Genomic DNA, 22,288 nt, shown 5'->3' with positions numbered 1-22,288 from the left:
GGTCTCCATCACCACACGAGCAGCAGCAAACCAGAAAAAATAAAAGCAATGCCTGCCATCTTATATATTCCGATCGTTTCTTTGAATAATGCTTTTGCCAGATACATCGTCCAAATATAGGTCAACGCGTTAGCTGGGAGGACAACCGTGTATGGAAGAAATCGCAGCAGATATATATTGAGCAGCGCTCCAATTCCATAAAGAAGAAATCCGATGAGCAGAATCCACTTTTTTTTACGCAGGGAAAACATCTTGAAGCACGCGCTTCCGGCCGAGCCGAATAACGTCATCAATACAAGCAGGCCCCATAACCATTCACTTCTCATAGCTTATCAACGCCACTCCGATCATCAGCAATAGAACGGCGATCCCCTTCTGCAGATTGACGGTTTCGTTCAAGAGCAAGCCGCCATAGATGAGCGCAAAAATATAGCTGCTGGACATGAGCGGATAAGCGACGGACAGCTTTTCCAGCGAGAGGGACTTAATCATGAGCAGTGCACCGATGCCATAGAACACAAATCCTACTCCAAGATAAATCAGCTGGTGCACTCCCCATTTCCAGAACAATTGTCCTGTTGCTGTGCAAAAAGCCGAAATGATCATCAGCACCTTCCCCGTGTGCCGAGAATTCATGAGCTCCATCTTTTTTCCTCCAGCCCTTCACTCTGACCTTCATTACTGTGAATCAAGTAACCATTTCCGACAAGCTTGAACATGGGCAAATCACTCATGCAGTCCGAATAAGCGCACGACGCCTCATAATCAATGGCAAGTTGATGCCGATTCAAGTATTCTTGAATCCGCACCGCCTTTTCTTCCCCTTTGCAGTTAACTCCCTGAATCTTTCGGGTATAGCGGCCGCCCCGCATTTCAAGCCGGGTCCCGATGACGTCATCGACACAGCCCAGTTTAGTGAAATATTTCATATATGCATGGGGTGAAGCCGTGACGAGCAGTATATGGTAACCTTGCGCTTTCTTTCTCTTTAATTCAGCCACAGCGTCCTGGTACATATCTTTGACGAGAATATCATCATAAAAAGCTTCTAAATCAGCCTCGTCCATGTACGCAATCGCATGAAAAAACGCCTGCTTTGCTTTATCGGCAGGTATCCTTCTCAGCTTGTAAAGCAATAGATTCCATGCAATTGAGAATAAATGAATCATAGCCTTCGGTTTTTTCGCGATGCCGTACTTGACGAACAATAGCATGGAATCGTGCCGAGTAATCGTCTTATCTATATCGAAAAACGCCATTTTTGTTGGCATATTTATATCAACCCCCTTACTCCTTACTCAAACAGGAGCAAAATAGCCACAACGCTGATCACATATAAAATGACGGTTACCAGGATGTGTTTGTCCTCTAGCAGCATCCGATCAGGCGCCCCGCCTTTATTCTCTATATGAACAAGGTACAAATATCTGAAAATACCATAGATGACCAACGGTATTGTCCACATGAGATAGACAGTGCGTCCAGCTGTAAAAGTAAATAGCGAATAGCTGATAATCGTCGCCGTAGCGACAATACCAGTCAGCTGATCAAGCAGCGCAAAGGAATAGTTTTCGAGCACTTTCCGGTGAGAGCCTTTTTGATCCTCTAGCAAAAACAACTCATGGCGCCGTTTCCCGATAGCGAGAAATAGAGATAACAGCATCGTGCACAACAAGAACCACGGCGTTAGATGGACGAAAATGGCCAAGCCCCCCGCAATAGCCCGTAGGACAAAGCCCGAAGCGATGACCATGATGTCCAGAATGACCATATGTTTTAACTTGAAAGAATACGACACATTCAAAATAAAATATACAACCAACAGGACAGTCAGGAGCGGATTAATAAAATACGATGCAACCAGCGAAGCAGCCAGCAGTACCCCGCCAAACCATAATGCCAGTGCAGGGTTCAAAGCTCCGGAAGCCATAGGCCGGTTTTTTTTGACCGGATGTATACGGTCGGCTTCCCTATCTGCATAATCATTAATGATGTAGACGCACCCGGACACAAAACTGAACAGAAAAAAAGCTGCCAGCGAACGGATGAACGCTGACAGATCGACTGCTTTCAAAGAAAATAGCAGGGCCGCGAATACAAGTAAATTTTTGGTCCACTGTTTCGGCCTCAGCTGTGTAAACAGCAGCTTTAGCACATTGCTGCCATTCGTTGAAGAAGAAGGCAACGGTCGATTTGTTGGTTCTAAATTCACATTCAATGCTATTTAAACCCCTTTGCAATCTTTACTATATCTACCTGCAAAAATACATATCGACATATTATATTATAAATCTCGGAGAAATTATATGGTTCTGACGGCATCATTTCGGTAAAATCCAGATCAGTAAAGTAGGGGTAACGCCCCCTATTTCACAATGTATGGAATCAATTTTCCATCCACGATGACCTGATTGATGTTCGCGAGCGTAAGCTGCTCCCCCAATGGAACGACGACTTGATACTTCGGCTCGCCGGACGCTTGACCAGCCGACTGACTCGAATCTGTGCCCGGGGCAGTGTCGCTGCCTTCCGCATTGGAAGCACCGTTGGCCGCTTCTGCAACATTATCGCCATCCTTCACTTCCACATTCCCGGCGTCTGCGCTCTTCTTATCTGCGGCAGAATCGGCGCCATCCTCATTGTTGCCGTCCCCGCTCTTATCAGATTCAGCAGAATTGTCGGAGTCGGCGGCGGTATCGGAGGAGGATGAATCTGATGTACCGCTGGTCGCACCCGCTGACGAAGTCTCTGCGGATCCGGCAGCGGTCGTGCAAGCATGCTGCAGCTGCTTATCCGTGAACGACCGTTCCGTACCGTCATCAAGCTTCACTATAATCGCCTTTGCCTGAAATGCCGTACACTCAGAAGCCGTGCCGAAGTCGAACACAAGCTCCGTCGCCAGCTTTTTCACGCCATCAACGTCTTCCTCTACGTCCCGCGCGAATACCGCCGGCTGCTTATCCACAGCAGTCTGCACATCACCCAGCGTCTTCGCATCTTCTGCAGGCTTGTCCGCCAACGCCGGCTTGTCCTTGTCGAATACCCCTGCGGCAAACAGACCAATCAGCGCCCCCCCAATAACGACGACAGCCGCTAATGAAAACAAGCTTGCCTTTCTGTTCCATCTTATCAGCTTCATGAACGGCGAAGACAGCTCTAGTCGCGCCTTCTCATATACGGCTTGCAGCCCAGTTCCAGCCTGTGCAAAATATTGGCGATTGGTGCGCTTCTTGAACGCATCGCGATCATATTTTTTGAAGTACGACACAATCGCCGTTGCATATGCAGGAATAAGCTTTCTCGAACCGGCAAAGAGCGGATGCTTCTCGGACCAGTTCATGAACTGGTACACCGTCTCCTTATCCGGAGCATGCTGATTCAAGTAATGAAGCAGCGCCCCATATTCAACCAACGCCCTATCGGCTTCACGGTAGAAGGCAAGCACCAGCCTGCCGAATTGAGCAGGCACAAGCTCCTTCTGCAGCCAGCTGCGGCCTAACTGCTGCACCCGATCCATTTCCGTCAACGACAGATCGTCGAACACCGTTGCGTCTGGGTCCCGTTCGCTGAACCAGCGATAAGCGGACAGCATTACCGCCGCCTGAGACTGCACCTGCTGATTGAAGCGCGCAACCCACTGCTTCACCTCATGCGGATGCTGCAAGAAATCAATTTGTAAAAATGACTCCTTCCGCACCTGCTCCAAGTCCAAATCGGTCAGCAGGAACACGTTCGCCGCATAAGACAGCCGCTCCATAAACATCGCATAGTCTGCGCCCGAAGATCGGGAATCATCGCTCGGCAGTCGCGCAATCCGCTCGAGCACCTCGTTCACAGCCGCTACCGGCTCCACTTCCCGGCGCAGCTTCTCCACCAGCTGTGTCGAAGCCAGCTCCATGAAATAAGCATCACGCAGCACTTGCGGATGCGTACTTGACCAATGATGCGCCAGCTGCACGACGTCAATCGCCTTCTGCGCGGCATGGAATTTATGCTGGATGTACGGCTCGAACAGCTCTTTGGATTTGCCGCCTCGCAGCACCGTGTCGAAGAACGATCGGCTTAATTCCGGCTGGCTCTCAATCAAGCCATAGAATGATTCAACCCGCTCCTTGCCCTTCTCCATCGCGGCATTATATATGGCGCAGATCAAATAACCAATCAAATTGTTGCCCATATTGGCGCCGTCCAGCTCATTGTACTCCTTGAAGCATTTCACAATGGACAGATCCGGCACCTGTCGCTGCTTCGCCTGCTCGAATTCTCGGTTGAATCGGCCTAGGAGCAGGCCATTTAGGCGCTCCTTGGCTGCAATCGCTCCCGCCGGAGACAAATATTCAAGCATCGCCCGCAGCACCATGCTTCTGTTCGCATCATACAACGCGTCATTGCCTTCTTCGATCTGAAAAAACACGGCAAGCTCATGATAACTCGCTATAGCAGTATGCCGCTTTGGGTCCATATCCGCCAACATTTGCTCGGCAAATTGGTAGAAGCTGTCCGCTCTATCCGGATGTTCCAGATTCGACCAAGCAAAGCTCAAATAAGGCTGCTTCGCAAAGTCGATGTCCACATTCGTGACGCGCTGCGAAGCGAGATCGAACGTATAATCCTTGTCGATATTGCGGTCGTTCGGACGCAAGCTTCCTTGCTCGACAAAGGTAAGATGAATGCCCTTCTTGCTCTGCGGCTCCATCGCGTAGGTGATGAATCCAAGCACGCTGCGGTACGCATAAGGCAGGCTGGCATACAGCAAGCTAAGCAATTGCCCTGCGTTCTCCGATATGGACTCTACGGGAACATCCAGCGCAACGTACACCTTCCGCTTCGTTGCAACCGAAGACATAATCGCGAACAGCAGCTGCTTGAACAGCTTCTCATCGATGCCGAGGCTTGCGAGCAGCGCTGCGGGTGAAGCTGGAAGAGACGGGTCTGCTGCGACGGGCAAGCGCTCTAATTCCGGAAGCGTCATGCCTGTCTCGATATCATAGCTTTCGGCAAACGATGCATTCAGTAAAGAGACATAATCTCTGGCCGTATCCGCCGCGCGCTCCGCAGGAATGACATAGTTATGAGAGAAGAAGGCGCTGCGCAATCCCGTAAAATCAGTCGCTTGATAGACGCTGCAGCCGAGCACCATCTGCCCTGTGTCCGTATGAAACAGGTGTACTGCCTTCGGATAAGCGGCATCGTCCTTCTCACCGCGTGCGGTCAGCCCCGCCGGGGCGTCATAGACGCAGAACGGATGCAGCACCTTTTTAATAAAGCTATGGTCCAGCCCATCAGACTTGGCAATCGTGTCATAGCCTTCCGTAGAGCGAAATATCCCGCGCCGCTCTCGTGTGTACATCTGCTGCTGGATCGGTGTGGGAGTCATAGGCGTCACAGCTGTTCTCTCCCCTCGATGTAATTCAATTTATACAAGAGCCAAATGAACGGCTCGTCCACGCGGATCGGACTGACAACGCCCTGCAGCTTCTGATTGACCGGATTGCTGCCGAGTGCAGACACGGCGAAGTAGGCGGTATCGGAGAAATACACATCCATCGTTCCTTTGAACGGGCGGTCTACCTTCTCGATAAATCGCCGGATTTCGCCGTCGATGTTCTCGAATTCGGTTACATCCAAATGTTTACGGTGAACCATGTTGTTAAAAATGTTGCTGTTCGATTTAATGTATTCGCCGTCCTCGTCCTTCAACGAATGCAGCATGTCACTCTTCGTAAGCACAATCGCGGTAGGAATGTCCGTCTTGTTCTTGTCCTCATAAGCGATGAAGTCTCCGAACATCGTCAGCACCACGTCGCGGGGTTCGTCGTATTGAGGCACCCATTCGCCTGAAGTATCTCCATATTTAATGCGGATTTTCTCGCGAATCGAACGGATTTGGAGCGGATCCACCATGAACAGAATGCCGGCGGAATTTTTAATGTGCTGGCCGTGCAGTCCCAAATAATCCTGATCAACCATACCTTCGCCCGCGACGTCAAAAAAGACCAGCGTCAGCGGAGGCTTCGCTTCATCCTTGAACACGAATTGGAAAATAAAAGGCTCCTGCATCTTCTCCTTCTGCGTCGAAGCGAGCAGATCCCCGCGTTCGAACAGCGGCTCTTCGTACATCGTGCGGAACTTGCGGCTAATCTCTGCGTTCAGCGGCATACATGCGGCATCGAAATGATCGGCCGTCATATGCTGCAGTGTATGAATCAAGGTAGTCATGTACACGGATTTGCCTACTTGGGATGCGCCGATAATCGAAATGATGTTGCTCGGCACTTTACCTGCCGTCACCGGCAGCTCATTGTGGCAATGCGGGCACAGCCTTCTCCGCGTAACGACACCGTAACGGTCGTTCAGACCGATCAGCACATGATCCGAACGAATATGATGCTCCTCTGGGATATCGCGCGGATCGATGACCGCCTCCATGTCATACACTGTGTCCAGGCCGAAGCGTTCCCGGTATTTGTTCAGCTTCTCGTCTTCCTGCAGCGCGTAGTTCTCATCATCCTCCCGATGATGAGCCGCACGGAATACGGCGTCCTCCGGCGAGAACTTGCTGAAGCAGTACGGACATACGATATCGTAGAATAGCGGTCTGGGCGCCGCCTGCGGCTTCTTCTTAAAAAAATCAAAAATCCCCATGTTCTTGCCCTCCTTATTCCGGTATCAACTCATACAATTGCCCGTATAGGCGGCCGTCGGTGAAAAATAATCGGATGTAGTCATCCTTGCCAATCTCAATAACAGGCAGCACATTCCTCCCTGGGGCAAATGACTCGACGAATGGATACACGGTCCCATCCTCTTTGTTGGCGGGGTATCCGCCTTGCTTTTTCACATAGCACAGCACATCTTGGGCGACCGGAACCTCTGCCGTCACTTGAATTTGCACCGTCTTGTACTTTTTGAACAACCCGCTCTTCTGACGGATTGTGAAATAAATGTTAGCTTTGCCTGTGCTCATCACGATGCGGTTCTCGCTATCCGGCTGCAGGATGAGCCGCGTCTCGCCGCTTGTCATGACACAAGCGTACACCGTATATACGAGCCGCCCTATTCCTTCAATCCGATCGTAATAGCCGTTATTCGCTTTATATTCATCTTTGGTATACAGCTTCAGGCCAGCGGTGGGCGGCTGTTCATTCATCCGCTCATCCGCATTGGTCTTGTGAATGTATACGGCCTGAACGCCGTCAGGCCACAGCCACCGCAGCGTGCAGCGGTCTTCATCAACGCTATGACTTAATCCGCGGATGACTGGAGTCGTTGAATCCGCATCGATATACTGCATCTGTAATCGGCCTCCTCGCGACTAGAATCCTCTGCTGCGGCTGTCCTGCTTCCGCTCCGCCAAGCCGTCCGCGGCGCGTCCAGCCGAGCCCGGCCGGTGACGCTCTTCACGCGGCACATAACTCTCCTTCACTGGCACGATCAGGGTGAATAACGAGATAACGCCCGCGAGCACAAGGTCGGCGAGCAGGCGGCACAAGCCATCGGTGAATGGGCGTCCGGTTAGTCCTGTCTCCAGCAATGCGCCGGCTATGAGACCTGCTGCCGCTCCACCGATGGCGAAGCTTCTCGCCAAGTAGCGGTTGTCGAACACCAAGCCCAATGCCAGACCGATCGCCGCCCCGATAAGGGTCAGCGCCACAAGGCGCAGTATCATGTAGTAGCTGCTGTCCTTCACCGGACCTGTTCGTTCCGTAATTAATGTCCGGTCTCCGATGGTGCTATAAATCGTATTGAATACAAACGACAACTCGTCTGCTTTTGTAACGTCATAATATTGTCCGCCGGTAAGGCTTGCGATCTCCTTCAGCAAGATCGCACCGTCCCCGTTAACAAGATTGAGTCCAATCGTGTTCACCGCAATGTTCCGCTGCTGATACTCCGCCAGCGCTTGGCCTGTATTCAAATCACTTACACCATCCGACAGCAGCACAACCATCGTGCCTCGTCCCGTGTTCTCGTTGTCCTTAATCTGCTTCATCGTCTCGGAGAGAGACAGTCCAATATCCGTCCCGCCTCCCAATGAATCGATAGCATCCATCTTGGCATATATGGCGTCTTTCTCCGCTTGGCCTTTCACTAGCACGAACGGCTGCAGCAGCTCGGCTCTATCGTCAAAAGCGATAACCGCAACGCGCTTGTCACTGTCCATCTCATCAATCATACGCTTCGCGGCTTCATACCTTTTATTGTGCGGATCGTTCTGCTGCATGCTTCCGGAATGATCAATGACGAGCGCAATGTCTTTGACCGGCTTAGAGCCGCCGATATCCAGCTGATATACGAATTCCAGCGCCAGTCCAGCCACGAACAGCATGACCAATGTCGCCGGAACGAGCAGCTTCCAGGAAGCGCCTGTGTATCGCTGCCGCCAGGATGAACCGTTCAAGCGGGGGGATATCATCTCGGCAATTAGGCAGAACAGACCGATGAAAAAGGCAATGATACCGAAATAGAGGCCGACGACGATGATATTCGGCCACTCGCCGAGCAGGCTGTGCAGCAGCCATTCACCGAAAGCAAAGCCGACCGCGCCACCGATCAAGCTGAACAGCAGCATTAGCAAGTTTACTTTGCGATTCATATGGTTTGCCTCCTTTCCTATAGAATTAGAAGTTATAGGTTGAACAAGGCAGTGCGAGTGCGAATCGGAATTGATGTCCCGTTAGCCCGTCTGACATCACATCGATTCGCCTGGCCTTGTTCAGTCTGACACCACGTTAGCCCGACTGGCCCGCTCACCTAAGCTCCGGCAGCAGCCCGGGATCAATGCCGTGGAACTCATATCCGTTCTGATTGTAGCCTTCATAGTACACTTTGCCGTTCCGGTAATACATCATATCCTCGATGTGGAATCCGCCCATAATGTTCAGCTTCTCGACGCCGCTGCTTCGTTTCTCATGCACACAGCCGAGCTTGTATATGCGGGACGTATCGTCTGCGCTTAGCGCATAACCAATAAATTCGCTTGCAGCGTCGCCGAAGAAGTATTTCTCTTCATAGCGGTGTTCGTGCGTATAGTCCAGCAGGCGAATGTTAATCCCTGCATGTTCCTCCAACGTTCGATACAGCTTCTTGAACAGCTCGTCCTTCGACAGCACCTCCCGGTTGCTGTAATCGATCGTCACGTTGGCCCGCCGCAGCAGTTCTTCCTCGAACGTCTGCTGGAACGGCTCGGCAGTCAAAATGTGCTGTCTGCATACTTCAATCAGCCTTGCAGTGAAAGCTTCCATTCCCGACCCCAGCAGATGCGCAATGCTGCCCATATACCGCTCTTCGAAGAAGATGCCTTGGCCCCGCTTGGCTTCGATGTCCTGCATAATCGTTGCGGTGACTCGCTCGTAATACTCCATAATGTTCTGACCTATATAATCGTCAGCATGGCGAATGCTGTCCAGCGCGGCTTCCCGCAGCATATGCTCCAGCTTGTTCAACTGCTGCACCTGATGCCTATAGACCGCATGCAGCCGCTCCAGCTCTGCCTCATACCGCCGATACAGCTGAAGCTCCGTCTCCATCCGCAAGAGCTCCAGCTTCCTGCGGTATATGGCATCGAAGAAGCTGCGCACGAAGCTGCGCACATTGTGCTTGTCCATCAAAGGCAAGCGCTGGAACGACTGTTCCTCCACTCGCTCCTGATACACTTGTTCCAGCTCGGCACGCGCCGAATCGAGCGATCGCGCCAGATCACGAATGCGGGCATGCAGATCCTTCCATACGCTCCCCGCCTCATTGGCTTCATTCGTCCACTCGTACACTTGATGGAATCCGACCTGTGCATATTCGGACATCTGCTTCTGAATAATACGGTTCAGCTCTTCCGCCGTATTCAACTGCAGCATGTATTTCTCTGCTTCCTTCACATAGTTGTCCTGAAAATAAACATGGCAGCCGCTTCCGAACAAAGCGGACTCCGCCTCCCGCAGCGACATCCGCTTTAGTTGACCGAAGCTCACATCGTGAGTCATGATGCCGTTCATATCGCTGATTCTGCTCTCATCGGGCAAGGCGCGAGCCAAGCGGGCAGCCATCGCATTCGGATCCAGCCCGAAGAAGGCCAGCTTCTCCGCCGCGCTCCAATCCGGTCCGCCTTCCATCCGCAAGACCAGCTCCCGATAGAAATGGTGCAGCACGGCTAGCGCAATGGATTGATTCGGGCGCTTAACCCTGGAGAAGCCAGCTGATACATAGCCTTGGCGGCCGGACTCGGTCATAATGTTATTTTTGAAGGACGTGTTGTTATAGCCGCTAATGTTGAAATCTTGACTCGAGTCCTTTAGCCTGCGGTTTTTCAACAAATTCATATGGCATATCATTTCGTAATTGTCGTCCATATCATGGAAAGACGAAATGCCGCGTTCATTTTTGTCCGACAGCACGTACACGAGATCGAACAATGGCGAGGCGGAATGCGTAACCGGAATCGAGATGCCGTCTTCCGTCACGTGCAAGCGGGCTGAGAACGTGTAATCCGCGCTCTGCATGTAATCCAGCTCGCGCAGAAACGCGACGCCCACAGAGCTTGTATATCCGAATGCCTCAACCTGCTCGCGTTCGCTAATGAGCGCATACAAATCCATCTGCACCGACTTGAAAGATTGGCTGAAGATGGATTCGGCAAGCAGCGTAATTTCTGGAATGAACACATTAAGCGGGTCATCGACCCGCGTAATGACAGCAAGATGGATCCGATCGAACGAGGCGTACAATCGACCATACTCGGCTATATTGTGACTAACCTGACGCAAAGAGCGGTTCAGCTCGAACAGGTTACCTTCATCCTTGTACAACTGCTGGTATACCTCTTTACGCGTCGTCTTCCCTTTTTCTTTCCCTTTGTCTGCGCAGACTGGGAGCACGAGGCGGGTAACCTGCCGATGATTCGAGTTCTCGCGGTGAAAATCGCTGGAACGCGCAGCTCCTCTATCAGCCAACGTGCCGTAGCCGGGTGCATCTGCTGAACCTGAGTTCACAGCATCACCATCCCGCGACACGGCATGCACATACATGACACCGGCACTATTGTCCCACTTGCGTTCATTAATCCGGATCATCGGTTCAATCGCATCCGCCGTCTTGTCTCCGATAAACAAGAACACAGTCGGATAATGGATGCTGCTCTGGTCGTCTCCTTTGCCGGTTAGCCTTTCTTCTGCTATCGCATATTCGGATGCGAACCGTTCCAAGTATTCGTTCATCCGCTTATTTCAACTTTCTGCGAATCGCGTTAAGCTTCGTTGTCAGCTGCTTATAAAATTGATACGCATCTTCGCCGTTCGTCAATTCGATCTTCTCATACTCCAAGTGTTCGCGCGCTTCCAGGAACGCCTCGTACAAGTCATCCAGCTTCGTCAAGAGCGGAGTCACATCCTCCGAAGCGGTCAATTCCGCCGAGCGGCGGGCCGCCTTGCGCAGCAGCGTGCTGCGGTGCTTCTCATCCAGCTTGCGGAAGCTCTCGAACACCTCGAACTCTACATAATCACGGCTCTTCACCAAGTTGGCGAACGGCTCCCAAGCCTCCTCCTCGGCATCCCGGTCATAGACATAGAGCGCGCCCTTCTTACAAATCGTTCCGGTGTAGAGCGCTTCGATAAATTGGTCCTGCCATTTCTCCTCATCTTGGTGCTGCCCGATCAGTTCCTCGAATTCGGCTGCCTTCGCACGGATGGCGTCGTATTTGGCAAGCTCCTCGCGCACGCGCAAAATAAGCTCAGGCGAGCGAATGAGATTTTCCTTCGCCAGCTCATCGTTAATGCTGCCGAATAAATCTTTGGCTCCCTCTTGCTCCAATCCATTCTCAAGCATGCGCTTCAGATCGAGATAAGCCCGCTTCACCTCGCCCAGGTTCGGCTTGGCTGCCTGAAGCTGCAGATCATAGCCATTCAGAACGCCATTCAAGTCAAACGGCTTCGTGAAGATGACGGCATAGCGATTGCTCGTGTTCTGATCCATGCCTTTCTCGACGATGACCTTGAACTGCAGCGCCTTGTCGAATTCCGTCCGGACACGAGAATTGTACTTCTGGACTCGTGCGTTCATGTAGGTATCGCCCCACGACTTCTCTGGAATCGGTGACGGCAAATACGTCCAGTTCACTTTATCGGTCTGCACAAGATGGCGGCCGATGCCCTCCTTGTCGAGAATCGTCCGTTCATAGCTCTCTTCATATACTTTCAGCGGCGTATACACGAAGAGCGGCACGCCGTTGTGCGTATTCAGCCAGAAGATGCGATTCTTCACTTCGCTCTCCTTCACGGTGAAGTTGGACTTGCCGACCGCGTTGTTCTGGTAGTTGCGAATCCCCTTCAGAATACTTGGCGCCTTCACTGGGACAGACACGAAGCCCCAGCGCGGGAAGTGCAGATTGCCGGAGCTGTTGCTCAAGTGGAATACCGGCACCGCTTCTCCGTCCAGCTTGCTTGCGATGCTGCGCTCGACAAACTTGTCGATCGACTCCTCGTTGCCGAACTTCATCACCAGGAACTCTTCCATCGACTGCGTAATCAAATCTCCGAACTTGTCCGACAGGAAGTCAGAAATCGAGCTGACGATATCAAGCTCCTGCTCCTTAATCCATTGGTTCGAGTGGTTCAACAGCTCCATGGAGAAGTCGCGGATCAGATCGTCCACTTCCCTCTGCTCCATAATGTTGCTGATCACCTTCGAAATGTCCGGCACGCTGACAATATTCCAGTAGTAAGTGCGGTTGCCTTTATGATCGGCCTGCTCCTCGCCATTGATCAGGATGTCACCATTTTTCTCGAAAATAGAGTTCAACGCGTTCAAAATTTCGGTAAATACGCTATAAATGCGGTTGTTCTCATGGTTCAGCAGCTCGTACAGATCCTCGTAAAATTCGATCATCTGCTCCGTGCGCTCCACATCGGCATGCAGCCAGTATTCGTTAATTTTGGCCTCGATGTAGTTGTTCTTCTTTTTGTCTTTGGAGATAAACGCGCTCTTCGCGTCGCCAAGTCTATCGTTCGCCTGCTCCTGCGCTGACTCAATATCACGCGGGATCCGGTGCAGATTCTCGCGCAGCGTCTCGATATAGGAGAGCAGCATCTTCAAGAGACAGAAGCCTTTCTCCGTGTAGATGAGGCGCGATACATAAAAGGGCCCCTGCTCTGGATGAAGGAACATTCTGCGAATCTGGTCCGTGAATTGACCGACAATCTCACCCGGCAATTGCTTCTTCGCCTTAATATATTCTTCACGGACCCGTGCCAGAAAGCTCTGTTCCAGCTCAGTATCCATGTTGACGACTTGCATTTTGATGACATTGTGATAGCTTAAGCGCTCGCTGTTCTCATAACCCGGAAGCGGCTCGGGAACGCGCGATTCGAACGTCTTCACCATTGTGTCGAGATCAATGCCCAGCTTGCGCGCGAACTTCTCAACATCCTCTTGGCTCGGCGCCTTCTCGAACATCTTCTCCATCTTGTCGAACAAGCGGTAGCCGAGATACGTCGTCATCTCTTCAATCGGCAGCACCGCCGAGGAAGCTCCGATAATGTTGTACTCGTAGTTGGCCGGATAAGCCTTGTTCATCTGGGCGATGTTCGTGCGGATGTTGCTGATATAGTCGTGAATCGCGAACTCTTCGCCGGACTCCTTCTCCTCGCTCGCCATGAAGTTCGTAATGTTCTCCGCCGTTACGTTCATGCAATAATCATAAGCGTTCTCCAGCAGCTTGCCTTCGGTATTCGTTGCCGAGATGAGATGGCATAGATTGAACGGCGGCAGCGGCGAATTGACCGTCAAAATGTTGCCGTACTTCTGCTGGAACCGTTCGCCGCGGCTGTCGACATTCATCCAATAATCGAGCTCTTTGAGCGCGGCATAGCCGTTCTTCTTGACATATTCGCGCGTATGCTCGCTTAAGCTCTTGTTCGCCAAGTTCACATCCGGCGTGAACAAGTAACCGAGCGTATTGACGCGATCGATGCCTGCGGAGCCGTGATCGCGCTCAATGATGCCTCGCACGATGTACGAGATGTCCAGGAAGCAGCCGCTTCCCGTTCCGCCGGACAAGCCGGACAGCAGGAACACCATCAGCTTCTTGTTCGTGCCGACGGACAGCGTTTTGATTTTTTTATCAATCGCCTGCACGACTTGATTGATCTTCGTGAACAGCAGCAGCCGCCCCGCCTGGCGCACGCCCGCCGCGCCGTTCATGCCGTCGGTGATGCTCAGTTCGGGCGACAGCCATTCGGTAATGTACGGCTCCAAAATGCTGCGGTTCTGCAGCAATCCGCCGATTTCCGCATTCGATAGCAGCACGAATTCGTTGAGCGGATCGAGGCCGATCCCCCTATATTTTTTGTTGCGATCCTGTTCATTCGTCTCGAACGCCAGAAACTCCACGTTGTCCGGCTTCTCGCGCTTTTTCTTCGAAATCGGGTCTTCCGGCAGCTTGAAGCGGCGGTTAATCTGATATTTCAAGCGCAGCAGCGCGTCGATTCCAGTGCCGCCAAGCCCGATAATGAGAATCGGATTGTCAATTGTCTCGACCCGAATCTTATCGCTGACGATTCCCCCGCCAAGCGACACGTCCAACTGCTGAATATGTTCTCTTACTATCGGTTTCATTGAGGTTCCCCCTATACGTATGTGTTCAAAAAGGTCGCTTTTCAGCACCGAGAAGTACCTAAACGAGATATTCGATCAATACCGTTTTGTCGACATTGCTTAACGGTACGGTAATACGGTCACCAGTCTTCAACTCCAGGCCGCTGCTCGCATCCACTGCGCGTCCGGACTTCTCAATCGTACCTGCTGATCCGTTCTTCAGCATGACGCGGTCGCCCTTGCTTGGCACAAACACGATCTTTTCGGTTTCCTTCAGTTCAGGCGCCAGCTGCAGCAGCTGATGGAGTGTAAATTTGCCTTTGAAGGCCGTCAGCTTCTTATACTGCGGGTATGTCTTCTCCCCCGTGTTCTCGTCGCGGATCTCGATCACCATCTGACCGACGAAGCCGCGCGTCGCCTTTTTCACGGCTGCGAGAATGAAGTAGGCCGCAGCGGCAAGCGCCGCCAAGACGGCAGCTCCGATGACCACTGCCCATACCGGGAACGGCTTCTTCTCCTCAGCCTCAGCCGAGCCCGCCGCAGCGGTGCCGCCCGATCCACCAGGCTTGGCGCTCACCTTGACTGGCTCTGTCTCCCGATAGAAGCTCTTCTCTTCCGCTCGCACCTTCAACTCGTATTCATGCTTATCCTCAATCTCATAAGCGCCCTCAAAGCGATCGCCGAGATTGTTAAGCGGGATTTCTTTCGTATCGCCTGTATCCAGATCCTTCACGGTCAATACGGCATTCATATTTGGATAGAGCGCATTGTTCTGCAGCTTCTGGCCGTTGCTCGTTAGATACGAGCTGATTTCGATTTTGTCGCCCTTCTTGTAGGCTTGGGCCGACAGCGGGTCCATCGCAAGCTCCAGATCATAGTTAAAGACGAGATTGATATCGATTTTGTCTTTGGCTACCCCTTTGACCTGCAGCTTCCAGTCGCCTTGAGCCGGCTGCAGCAGCTTGATGAGAGAGTAACTCTTAGAGCGTGACAGCTGCGCGTCATCCGAAGGAATGGCTGCCTCCTTGCCTGATGGATCGAATAATTTCACATCGACCGGCTTGGACGACATGAGAGAAATGTTCGCCTCCATGACGTTGGCATTCGGCACATTCACGATGACATCTTGATAGCTTCCGTTGGCCGTAATCGATTGGATCGGCACAATCTTCAGCTTCAAGTGACTGGCGAAGATTTCACTTAAGATTTGCGGCAGCTCATCCGCCGAGGCCGTCACGAACGACTTGCCGCCCGTCTGCTTCGACAGCTCTGCCAGCGCATCCTTGTTCAGCTGACCGTCGGCATTCAGTCCGATCGTGTAGATGGGAATGCCTTTCTTTTTGGCGTCGGCTACAGCCTCATTGAGCTCTTGGTCAGACTGCTCCTGCGTCCGGCTTCCTTGTTTGTTCAAGTAGTTGTTGCCGTCAGCGAGCAGCACAATCATTGGTTCATGCGCCGGATCGGCGCCGTGCTGGAGCACCTTGACAGCTTCCTTCACGCCTACGGCAATGTCCGTATAAGGCCCGCGGTTCAACTGATCAATAAACTGCTTCAAATCCTGCTTATCCGCATCAGATTGAATTTCCAGCAAGGCTTTCTCGCGTTCTATTTTATCGGTATAAGCGACGATCCCGACTTTGTCGCCCGCGGCAGACAACATATCGATGAACATCTTCATCGCTTCATTGCCGATCTTGTCCTTATCGCTTGTGTCCATCGAGTTGCTCACGTCCACCACGAGGACAGAGTCGATTTTGGAAGATTGCTGAGCGGCATGTGCTGCGGGAAGTTGCCCTATCAACGGCAGCAATAATATGGATAGAGTCAACAACATTGTAAAGGCGAAATCATTTCTACGAAGCATAGTTGTACTCCTTTATGAAAAAATGTTTAATGAATAACATAATACGGATTTAAAAAATAGCTTTTCAGCCATTAGGTATAAAGTCTTAATAGGCGGATCGGTACTATATGTTTATACCTCATAATTCTTAATATTATATGAAGATTTCCTGAATAAACAATTTCCTTTCCCGTCATAAGTCTGCCTGATATGACAATTTATTTACTAATTCTACCACGAATCACCCGTTATGATATAATCAGTGACTATAAGTGCGTGTGCAAAGCGTGAATTTTTCCGCACCGTTATTCAATATCACTCAACACAGACAGCGAATGGGGGTAAAAATCACATATCCCTCCCGCTTCATCTTATATATTTAAGCAAAAGGAAGGATTTTCATATGTTAGCATACGGATGTATAGGCATTTTGTTTCTATTTGTCGCCGTCAAATCAATACTTTATTGGGTTCGCCGCAAATCGACGCCCTCTCATGCTGATATCGACCAAACCCTGTTAACTATACTAAATGGCGAAAGCGGACAATCATGATGAAAAAGATACCTGTATTTTTTAGACCCTATCATACAACGAGATACGCCTATCAAAAGTTAAGGGTTTGCAAACATTGTCAAACCTTTACGATATTATCCGAGGAGGAGTGCCCATCCTGCGGGAAATCCTCCATCATCCCCGTTGAACGGCAGGCGGCGAAGGAAGTGAAGCGTGCGGATTGCGCACGGCTGTTCATCTCCGCGCTCTTTGCGCTTGCAGGCGTGCTGCTGAGCGATGGCCCCTTGCAGATGGCGCTCTGTGGAGCCGCTGGACTTCTGCTTATATCGCTCCTCTGGTTCATGCAACAGCGAATGAGGCCGTTCGAAGTCAACCGGGCGCTCGATAAGCTGCTGAAGCGCGAGCGGGAACGAATCGGGCAGGATGTGTACCGCGACTGGGAAACCGCCTTTGCCAACTGGGATACAGACAAGCAATTAACCTATGAGCTGCTGCGCGAGCTCGGCACGCTGCTCCATAATGACACCATTCGGCTGCAGCAGGTTGCGCTGCTCCATTTTTTCGCGCTTCGCAAAGATATGGACTTGGTGCTGGAGCCGTTGCTGATTAACCAGTATGATCCGCTGCTGGCCGATTACATCGGCGAAATATCCAAAATCAAACGTGATTTGATCAAAGACAAAACGTTTCAATATGTCATCAATCATGAAGTTGAAATTCTCGGACTCGATAACGGGCAAGACATTCTCACCGGAGCTGCCGGTGCGGCCGTGCGCATGAAGCGTTACGTGCAGTCTTATCCCGGATTAGTGCGGCGTTACGCACATCGGCTGCCCAAGGACCGGTTCCTCCGCTTGTACCGGATGATACAGCAATATCCGAATGACAACTGGGACCGCTTGGCCACAGAAGTGAACCGCATCTATCATGAAAAATATGAATGGGATCCCGATTTTCAGATAACGGCCGTAAGAAGCTCAACGATATGACGTTGTAATGAACCGCAACCCCGTGAAAATTGTTCTTTATTTTGTGCACCGAGACGTGGTAATGATTGGGATTAACGTCCCGGGACGGGTTCATGGCCACAAGGCATCGATGTCAAAGCAGTCCACAGGCTTGGCTGCTTTGACTCCATCTGCTCGCATCCGGCACAAAGCTCGTTTTTTTGACCCCGTCATGCAACCTGTTTTTCACTTTATGGTGCTCAATGATCAAAATTTTGTAAATATTTTTTCGCCTATGAACCGCGACGCTCCACACCTCCTCGCATCCCCTCTTATTCCAGCATTCGACTTCAGTGCGAAACTTTTCCGACAAACAAGCGTTAAATATATATTCACACGTCCATATGTTAAAAATTCTAGATCAACTATAATGAAGGAGTGGAAGCATGAATGCATACATCTCAAAAAGCTTTAAAGTAATCGCGATAGGTACGGTGCTGTCCTGGCAGCTATTTGCCTTCGGACAGACCACGAGCGCAGCAGGCAGTTCCAGCCACAGTCTCAACTTAACGGAAAATAGCAGCAGCATGAACTACAATGGCCAGACGATCAAAGCCGATCAGCCAGTTACCCAAAAAGGGGACAGAGCCTATGTCCCTCTGAAGAGCATCGCGCAGCTCTACGGCTTCTCGCTCTCCTACGATGCAGAGACAAAAGAGACAATAGCCATGAAAGACAGCGTGACTCTCCGCTTCACACCGGATACGAAGAACATCGATGTCAACGGCTCTGCCGTCACTTCGGCGGGCATAATATACGCTCAGAAGGGCAGCCTAATGGTTCCGCTGCGCACATGGGCCGATCTGACGGACAGCAAGCTGAGCGCATCCGGAACGAGCTACACTTTGTCCTGGAATACAGGCCCTGAGAGCCATTCCGCGCCTGTGGCCGATTTCCTCACGGATAAGACCATCTACCGGATGGGCGAGAACATTCGTTACGAAGATCGCAGTCATGACGAGAACAGCGAGATTGTGAAGAGAACGTGGACTGGCAAAGCACCCGCATTTTTCGAGACGGGCGAACACCAGATTACGCTGGAGGTAGAGAACAAGCACGGCTTGACTCATTCGGTCACCAAGACGGTATCGGTAACGGATGAAATTTTGTACTCGCCTGAAGAGCACGGACTGCTCTTCACACCGCCGGGAAGCAAAATCGCCGTGCAAAACTATGATGTGCTGGGCTATGAGCAGGTTACATACAACGCCATATCCAACCCGATGACGTTCGTGCGCAGCAACAGCCCTGAGCATCTGTACGGAGAGGAAGGCATCGGCTATCAGGATAAGCTGACCGGCGATTTCCGGATTAACATTCACAATCAGAACCGTTCGCAGAAGGAATTGTCGGTGTACTTGCTGGCGACGAACCACGGCACAGATGAAGCGAACGTCACCCTGAAATCGTTCGGGATGGGCGGACCGACGAAATATGTTTCTACCAGCGGCAAAACAGCCGTATCGCGATTTCTCAAATCCTTGACCATTTCCGAGCCTGTGAACTCATTCAAGGTACCGGCAGGCGAGACGGCCATCGTGCTGCCCGATATTAGCAAGGTGACCCTCAAGCCGGGCTTGACCATGACGTCATATTCGGAGTTTCATACCGATCAGGAGATCGAATTTTCCGTTGTCATACTCGATCCAGATAAGGAACCTATCACCTCCCTTCCGCAGCTGAGCTACTTGGAACGGGACGGCAGGCATGTGCGGGGGACGTTCCCGCAAGGCAACCGGTCGCTCGAAATCAGCGGCACGCTTGGGGAAAAGCCGCAGCGAATTATCATCGGGGATGATAACAACGATGATTTCGTGGTCGGCGAAGACCGTATCACAGGGAACGAGGAACGAAATATCGGCAATACGGGCGTGCTCTACAGCACGCAAATCAAAGTTGCCCCCCGGACCGTCATTGCCTTGAATGCGCGCGGCGGACACTATGCCGGAGCCTTTCTGGTCAACGGCAAGGTGGTCAATATGACGGAAGAAAGCATCTTGATCAATCCGGAAGAAGCCGGCGTGCTGTACCGCACCGGCAACAAGGAAGAAACGGTCCAAATTTCATTCGTTCTCGCCTCTGGCAGCAATCTGCCGATCCATATGGTATTTTTGCCTATGCCGGATGCGAAGGAATAAGTCATTGATTACAAGAAGAATCGGATGAATGATATGTCAAGACGCTTCCTGTGACAAGGGGCGTCTTGTCGCGCGTTTACCCGATAAGGAAAATTGCAGCATATCGAAAAGGAGTCTGTCCGATGACTAGAGAGACGATATTATTGGTAGACGACGAGAAAGAAATTGCAGAACTCATCGAAATTTATTTAAAAAACGAGGGGTATCAACTCTTGAAAGCAAGCAACGGATTGGTGGCTCTGGAGCTGCTGCAGAACCATTCGGTCGATTTGATTATTTTGGACGTCATGATGCCGCACATGGACGGCATTCAGGCATGCATGAAAATACGTGAGCAAAACACCATCCCGATCATTATGTTGTCCGCCAAAAGCCAAGACATCGATAAGATCGCGGGACTCAGCATCGGAGCGGATGACTATGTGGCGAAGCCGTTCAACCCGCTCGTCCTGATGGCGCGGGTGAAATCCCAGCTGCGCAGGTACAAGCAATTCAACACCAGACGTCTCCCGAACGAGAACGAGATTCAAATCGACGACCTGGTTATCAATATCGCCACCCATTCCGTAACGGTGGACGATATCCCCGTGAAGCTGACGCCGCGAGAATTCTCCATCCTGAGGCTACTGGCAATGAACCGCGGCATCGTGCTCAGCATGGAGAAAATTTATCAGGAAGTATGGAACGAACCGTTCATGGAATCGAAAAATACGGTCATGGTCCATATTCGTAAAATCCGTGAAAAAATCGAAAAGGACAACCAGAGCCCGAAATATATTAAGACGGTATGGGGCATCGGCTATAAGATGGATTCTTAATAGCACGTGATCAAAAGGGGACTATTTGAACAACTTCTGAACAGGGAGATGCGGGGATGGAAAAAAACAAACTGATTTATACGGTCCGGTGGAAGTTCCTGCTTGTGTTCGTCGCAAGTCTGGCCGGCACGGCGCTCTTTCTATTGCTTGGCCGCTTGTTGTCTACGTATATACTTGCTTTCAGGCCTTACAACATTCCGATTAAGTGGGTCGTGAACAATATCGGCTCAACCCCGGTCCTCATCGTGACCGGCATCGCATTGTTCTTTGTTCTCTATTTTTTGCTGAGCCGCACCATTATCCGTTATCTCGAACAAATCAACCAAGGCTTGAAGGAAATTTCCAACGGACATTTCGATTACACCATTCCGATCAAATCATCGGATGAGCTCGGAATGATCGCTGGCCATGTGAATGTGATGGCAAAGGAGTTGAATAGCTATTTGCAGGAGATTACGTACGGCCTGCAAGAAATAGCGAAGGGACAGTTCGAGCATGTCATACCGGTCAAGCCCTCCAACGACCTGGGCTTGGTGGCGGACAGCATTAATCAAATGAGCGCGCAATTGAGCCATTCTATCCAAGAAGAACGAAATGCCGAAAAGACGAAAAATGATCTCATTACGGGCGTATCGCACGATTTACGGACGCCGCTAACCTCCATTCTCGGCTTCTTGGAGCTCATTGAAAACGATCGCTATAAGGATGAGATCGAGCTGCGCTATTACGTCAACATCGCTTACGAGAAAGCGTTGAGCTTGAAAAATTTGATAGACGATCTGTTCGAGTATACACGCATCAACAACGGCTTTCCGCTTGAAATTGTCGAATTGGACATGGACGGTTTCATCAGGCAGTTAATCGAAGAGTTCGTGCCCAGCTTGGAACGCGCAGAGATGACTTGCCGCATTCATGCAGCGGATCAGCCTTTTAAGATCGCCGCCGACGGAGACAGACTCGTTCGCGCTTACGAGAATCTGATATCTAATGCAATAAAATATGGAAATAAAAGCAAATACATCGACATTTTTATCGGCGAAGAAAGGGATGAGACGTTCGTCAAAATTACAAATTACGGAGAGCCGATTTCGGAGAGAGACCTGCCATTCATATTTGACCGCTTCTACCGGGTGGAACAATCCCGCTCGAAGGAAACGGGCGGTACTGGTCTCGGCCTCGCGATTACGAAAAGCATTATCGAGGTGCATGGCGGTAAAATATCCGCATATAGCGACGAACGCCAGACAACGTTCGAAACGAGGTTCCCTCTTCCCAGAGCTCACACTGTTTGAAGGTGATTGATTCACTCACCTTCAAGGGCGTGAGCTCTTTTTTATCCCCCATGCTCGAGACATGGCACACACCCTCACTTCATTTTCCCGCCG

Annotated in this window: 15 protein-coding genes; 4 read left to right on the top strand and 11 right to left on the bottom strand. The window is 51.1% G+C overall.

Annotated elements, in window-relative coordinates:
- Positions 1-8: 8 nt before the first annotated feature.
- The 11 genes from A372_RS0118315 to A372_RS0118265 form a co-directional block, all read right to left on the bottom strand.
- Positions 9-326: an EamA family transporter gene (locus tag A372_RS0118315; protein ID WP_019422341.1), complete on the bottom strand. Its 318-nt coding sequence runs from the start codon at positions 324-326 to the stop codon at positions 9-11.
- Positions 316-645 (bottom strand): EamA family transporter, encoded by a 330-nt coding sequence (locus A372_RS0118310; protein WP_019422340.1) that lies wholly within the window; start codon positions 643-645, stop codon positions 316-318. Before A372_RS0118310 ends, A372_RS0118315 begins: the two co-directional genes overlap by 11 nt.
- On the bottom strand, positions 633-1,271 hold the full coding sequence (locus A372_RS0118305) for an HAD family hydrolase (RefSeq protein WP_019422339.1): 639 nt from the start codon (positions 1,269-1,271) through the stop codon (positions 633-635). Before A372_RS0118305 ends, A372_RS0118310 begins: the two co-directional genes overlap by 13 nt.
- Positions 1,272-1,294: 23 nt before the next feature.
- Positions 1,295-2,185: a decaprenyl-phosphate phosphoribosyltransferase gene (locus tag A372_RS0118300; RefSeq protein ID WP_026011149.1), complete on the bottom strand. Its 891-nt coding sequence runs from the start codon at positions 2,183-2,185 to the stop codon at positions 1,295-1,297.
- Positions 2,186-2,365: 180 nt separating this feature from the next.
- Positions 2,366-5,377 (bottom strand): GAP1-N2 domain-containing protein, encoded by a 3,012-nt coding sequence (locus tag A372_RS0118295; RefSeq protein ID WP_036704639.1) that lies wholly within the window; start codon positions 5,375-5,377, stop codon positions 2,366-2,368.
- A gap of 5 nt (positions 5,378-5,382) precedes the next feature.
- Positions 5,383-6,645: a hypothetical protein gene (locus A372_RS0118290; protein WP_019422336.1), complete on the bottom strand. Its 1,263-nt coding sequence runs from the start codon at positions 6,643-6,645 to the stop codon at positions 5,383-5,385.
- A 13-nt stretch (positions 6,646-6,658) separates the two neighbouring features.
- Positions 6,659-7,294, bottom strand: a complete 636-nt coding sequence (locus tag A372_RS0118285; RefSeq protein WP_019422335.1) for a hypothetical protein — start codon at positions 7,292-7,294, stop codon at positions 6,659-6,661.
- A gap of 21 nt (positions 7,295-7,315) precedes the next feature.
- Positions 7,316-8,596, bottom strand: a complete 1,281-nt coding sequence (locus A372_RS0118280; RefSeq protein ID WP_019422334.1) for a vWA domain-containing protein — start codon at positions 8,594-8,596, stop codon at positions 7,316-7,318.
- Between the two features lie 154 nt (positions 8,597-8,750).
- Complete coding sequence (locus A372_RS0118275; RefSeq protein ID WP_019422333.1) at positions 8,751-11,210, bottom strand: hypothetical protein; 2,460 nt, start codon at positions 11,208-11,210, stop codon at positions 8,751-8,753.
- A gap of 4 nt (positions 11,211-11,214) precedes the next feature.
- Positions 11,215-14,604, bottom strand: a complete 3,390-nt coding sequence (locus A372_RS0118270) for a tubulin-like doman-containing protein (protein ID WP_019422332.1) — start codon at positions 14,602-14,604, stop codon at positions 11,215-11,217.
- Between the two features lie 58 nt (positions 14,605-14,662).
- A complete protein-coding gene (locus A372_RS0118265) occupies positions 14,663-16,447 on the bottom strand; it encodes a VWA domain-containing protein (protein ID WP_019422331.1) in 1,785 nt (594 codons plus the stop codon).
- A gap of 528 nt (positions 16,448-16,975) precedes the next feature.
- On the opposite strand from A372_RS0118265, the gene A372_RS0118260 reads away from it, so the two are divergent.
- The 4 genes from A372_RS0118260 to A372_RS0118245 all read left to right on the top strand — a co-directional run bounded on the left by A372_RS0118260 (position 16,976) and on the right by A372_RS0118245 (position 22,195).
- Complete coding sequence (locus tag A372_RS0118260; protein ID WP_036704625.1) at positions 16,976-17,929, top strand: lipoprotein; 954 nt, start codon at positions 16,976-16,978, stop codon at positions 17,927-17,929.
- Positions 17,930-18,333: 404 nt separating this feature from the next.
- Entirely contained in the window at positions 18,334-20,085 is a 1,752-nt protein-coding gene (locus A372_RS0118255) for a copper amine oxidase N-terminal domain-containing protein (protein WP_019422328.1), read from the top strand.
- Positions 20,086-20,207: 122 nt separating this feature from the next.
- A complete protein-coding gene (locus A372_RS0118250) occupies positions 20,208-20,903 on the top strand; it encodes a response regulator transcription factor (RefSeq protein ID WP_019422327.1) in 696 nt (231 codons plus the stop codon).
- A 56-nt stretch (positions 20,904-20,959) separates the two neighbouring features.
- Positions 20,960-22,195, top strand: a complete 1,236-nt coding sequence (locus tag A372_RS0118245; RefSeq protein WP_019422326.1) for a sensor histidine kinase — start codon at positions 20,960-20,962, stop codon at positions 22,193-22,195.
- Positions 22,196-22,288 lie beyond the last annotated feature (93 nt).

Source organism: Paenibacillus sp. OSY-SE (assembly GCF_000283315.1).
GTDB lineage: Bacteria > Bacillota > Bacilli > Paenibacillales > Paenibacillaceae > Paenibacillus_B > Paenibacillus_B profundus.
Note: the sequence above shows the minus strand (reverse complement) of the source record. Positions and strands in the feature narration are given on the sequence as shown.

Excerpts from the sequence above, each read along its gene's own strand:
- A372_RS0118315 (WP_019422341.1), bottom strand. The coding sequence starts at position 326 with ATGAGAAGTGAATGGTTATGGGGCCTGCTTGTATTGATGACGTTATTC.
- A372_RS0118310 (WP_019422340.1), bottom strand. The coding sequence starts at position 645 with ATGGAGCTCATGAATTCTCGGCACACGGGGAAGGTGCTGATGATCATT.
- A372_RS0118305 (WP_019422339.1), bottom strand. The coding sequence starts at position 1,271 with ATGCCAACAAAAATGGCGTTTTTCGATATAGATAAGACGATTACTCGG.
- A372_RS0118295 (WP_036704639.1), bottom strand. The coding sequence starts at position 5,377 with ATGACTCCCACACCGATCCAGCAGCAGATGTACACACGAGAGCGGCGC.
- A372_RS0118290 (WP_019422336.1), bottom strand. The coding sequence starts at position 6,645 with ATGGGGATTTTTGATTTTTTTAAGAAGAAGCCGCAGGCGGCGCCCAGA.
- A372_RS0118285 (WP_019422335.1), bottom strand. The coding sequence starts at position 7,294 with ATGCAGTATATCGATGCGGATTCAACGACTCCAGTCATCCGCGGATTA.
- A372_RS0118280 (WP_019422334.1), bottom strand. The coding sequence starts at position 8,596 with ATGAATCGCAAAGTAAACTTGCTAATGCTGCTGTTCAGCTTGATCGGT.
- A372_RS0118275 (WP_019422333.1), bottom strand. The coding sequence starts at position 11,210 with ATGAACGAATACTTGGAACGGTTCGCATCCGAATATGCGATAGCAGAA.
- A372_RS0118270 (WP_019422332.1), bottom strand. The coding sequence starts at position 14,604 with ATGAAACCGATAGTAAGAGAACATATTCAGCAGTTGGACGTGTCGCTT.
- A372_RS0118265 (WP_019422331.1), bottom strand. The coding sequence starts at position 16,447 with ATGCTTCGTAGAAATGATTTCGCCTTTACAATGTTGTTGACTCTATCC.
- A372_RS0118260 (WP_036704625.1), top strand. The coding sequence starts at position 16,976 with ATGATGAAAAAGATACCTGTATTTTTTAGACCCTATCATACAACGAGA.
- A372_RS0118255 (WP_019422328.1), top strand. The coding sequence starts at position 18,334 with ATGAATGCATACATCTCAAAAAGCTTTAAAGTAATCGCGATAGGTACG.
- A372_RS0118250 (WP_019422327.1), top strand. The coding sequence starts at position 20,208 with ATGACTAGAGAGACGATATTATTGGTAGACGACGAGAAAGAAATTGCA.
- A372_RS0118245 (WP_019422326.1), top strand. The coding sequence starts at position 20,960 with ATGGAAAAAAACAAACTGATTTATACGGTCCGGTGGAAGTTCCTGCTT.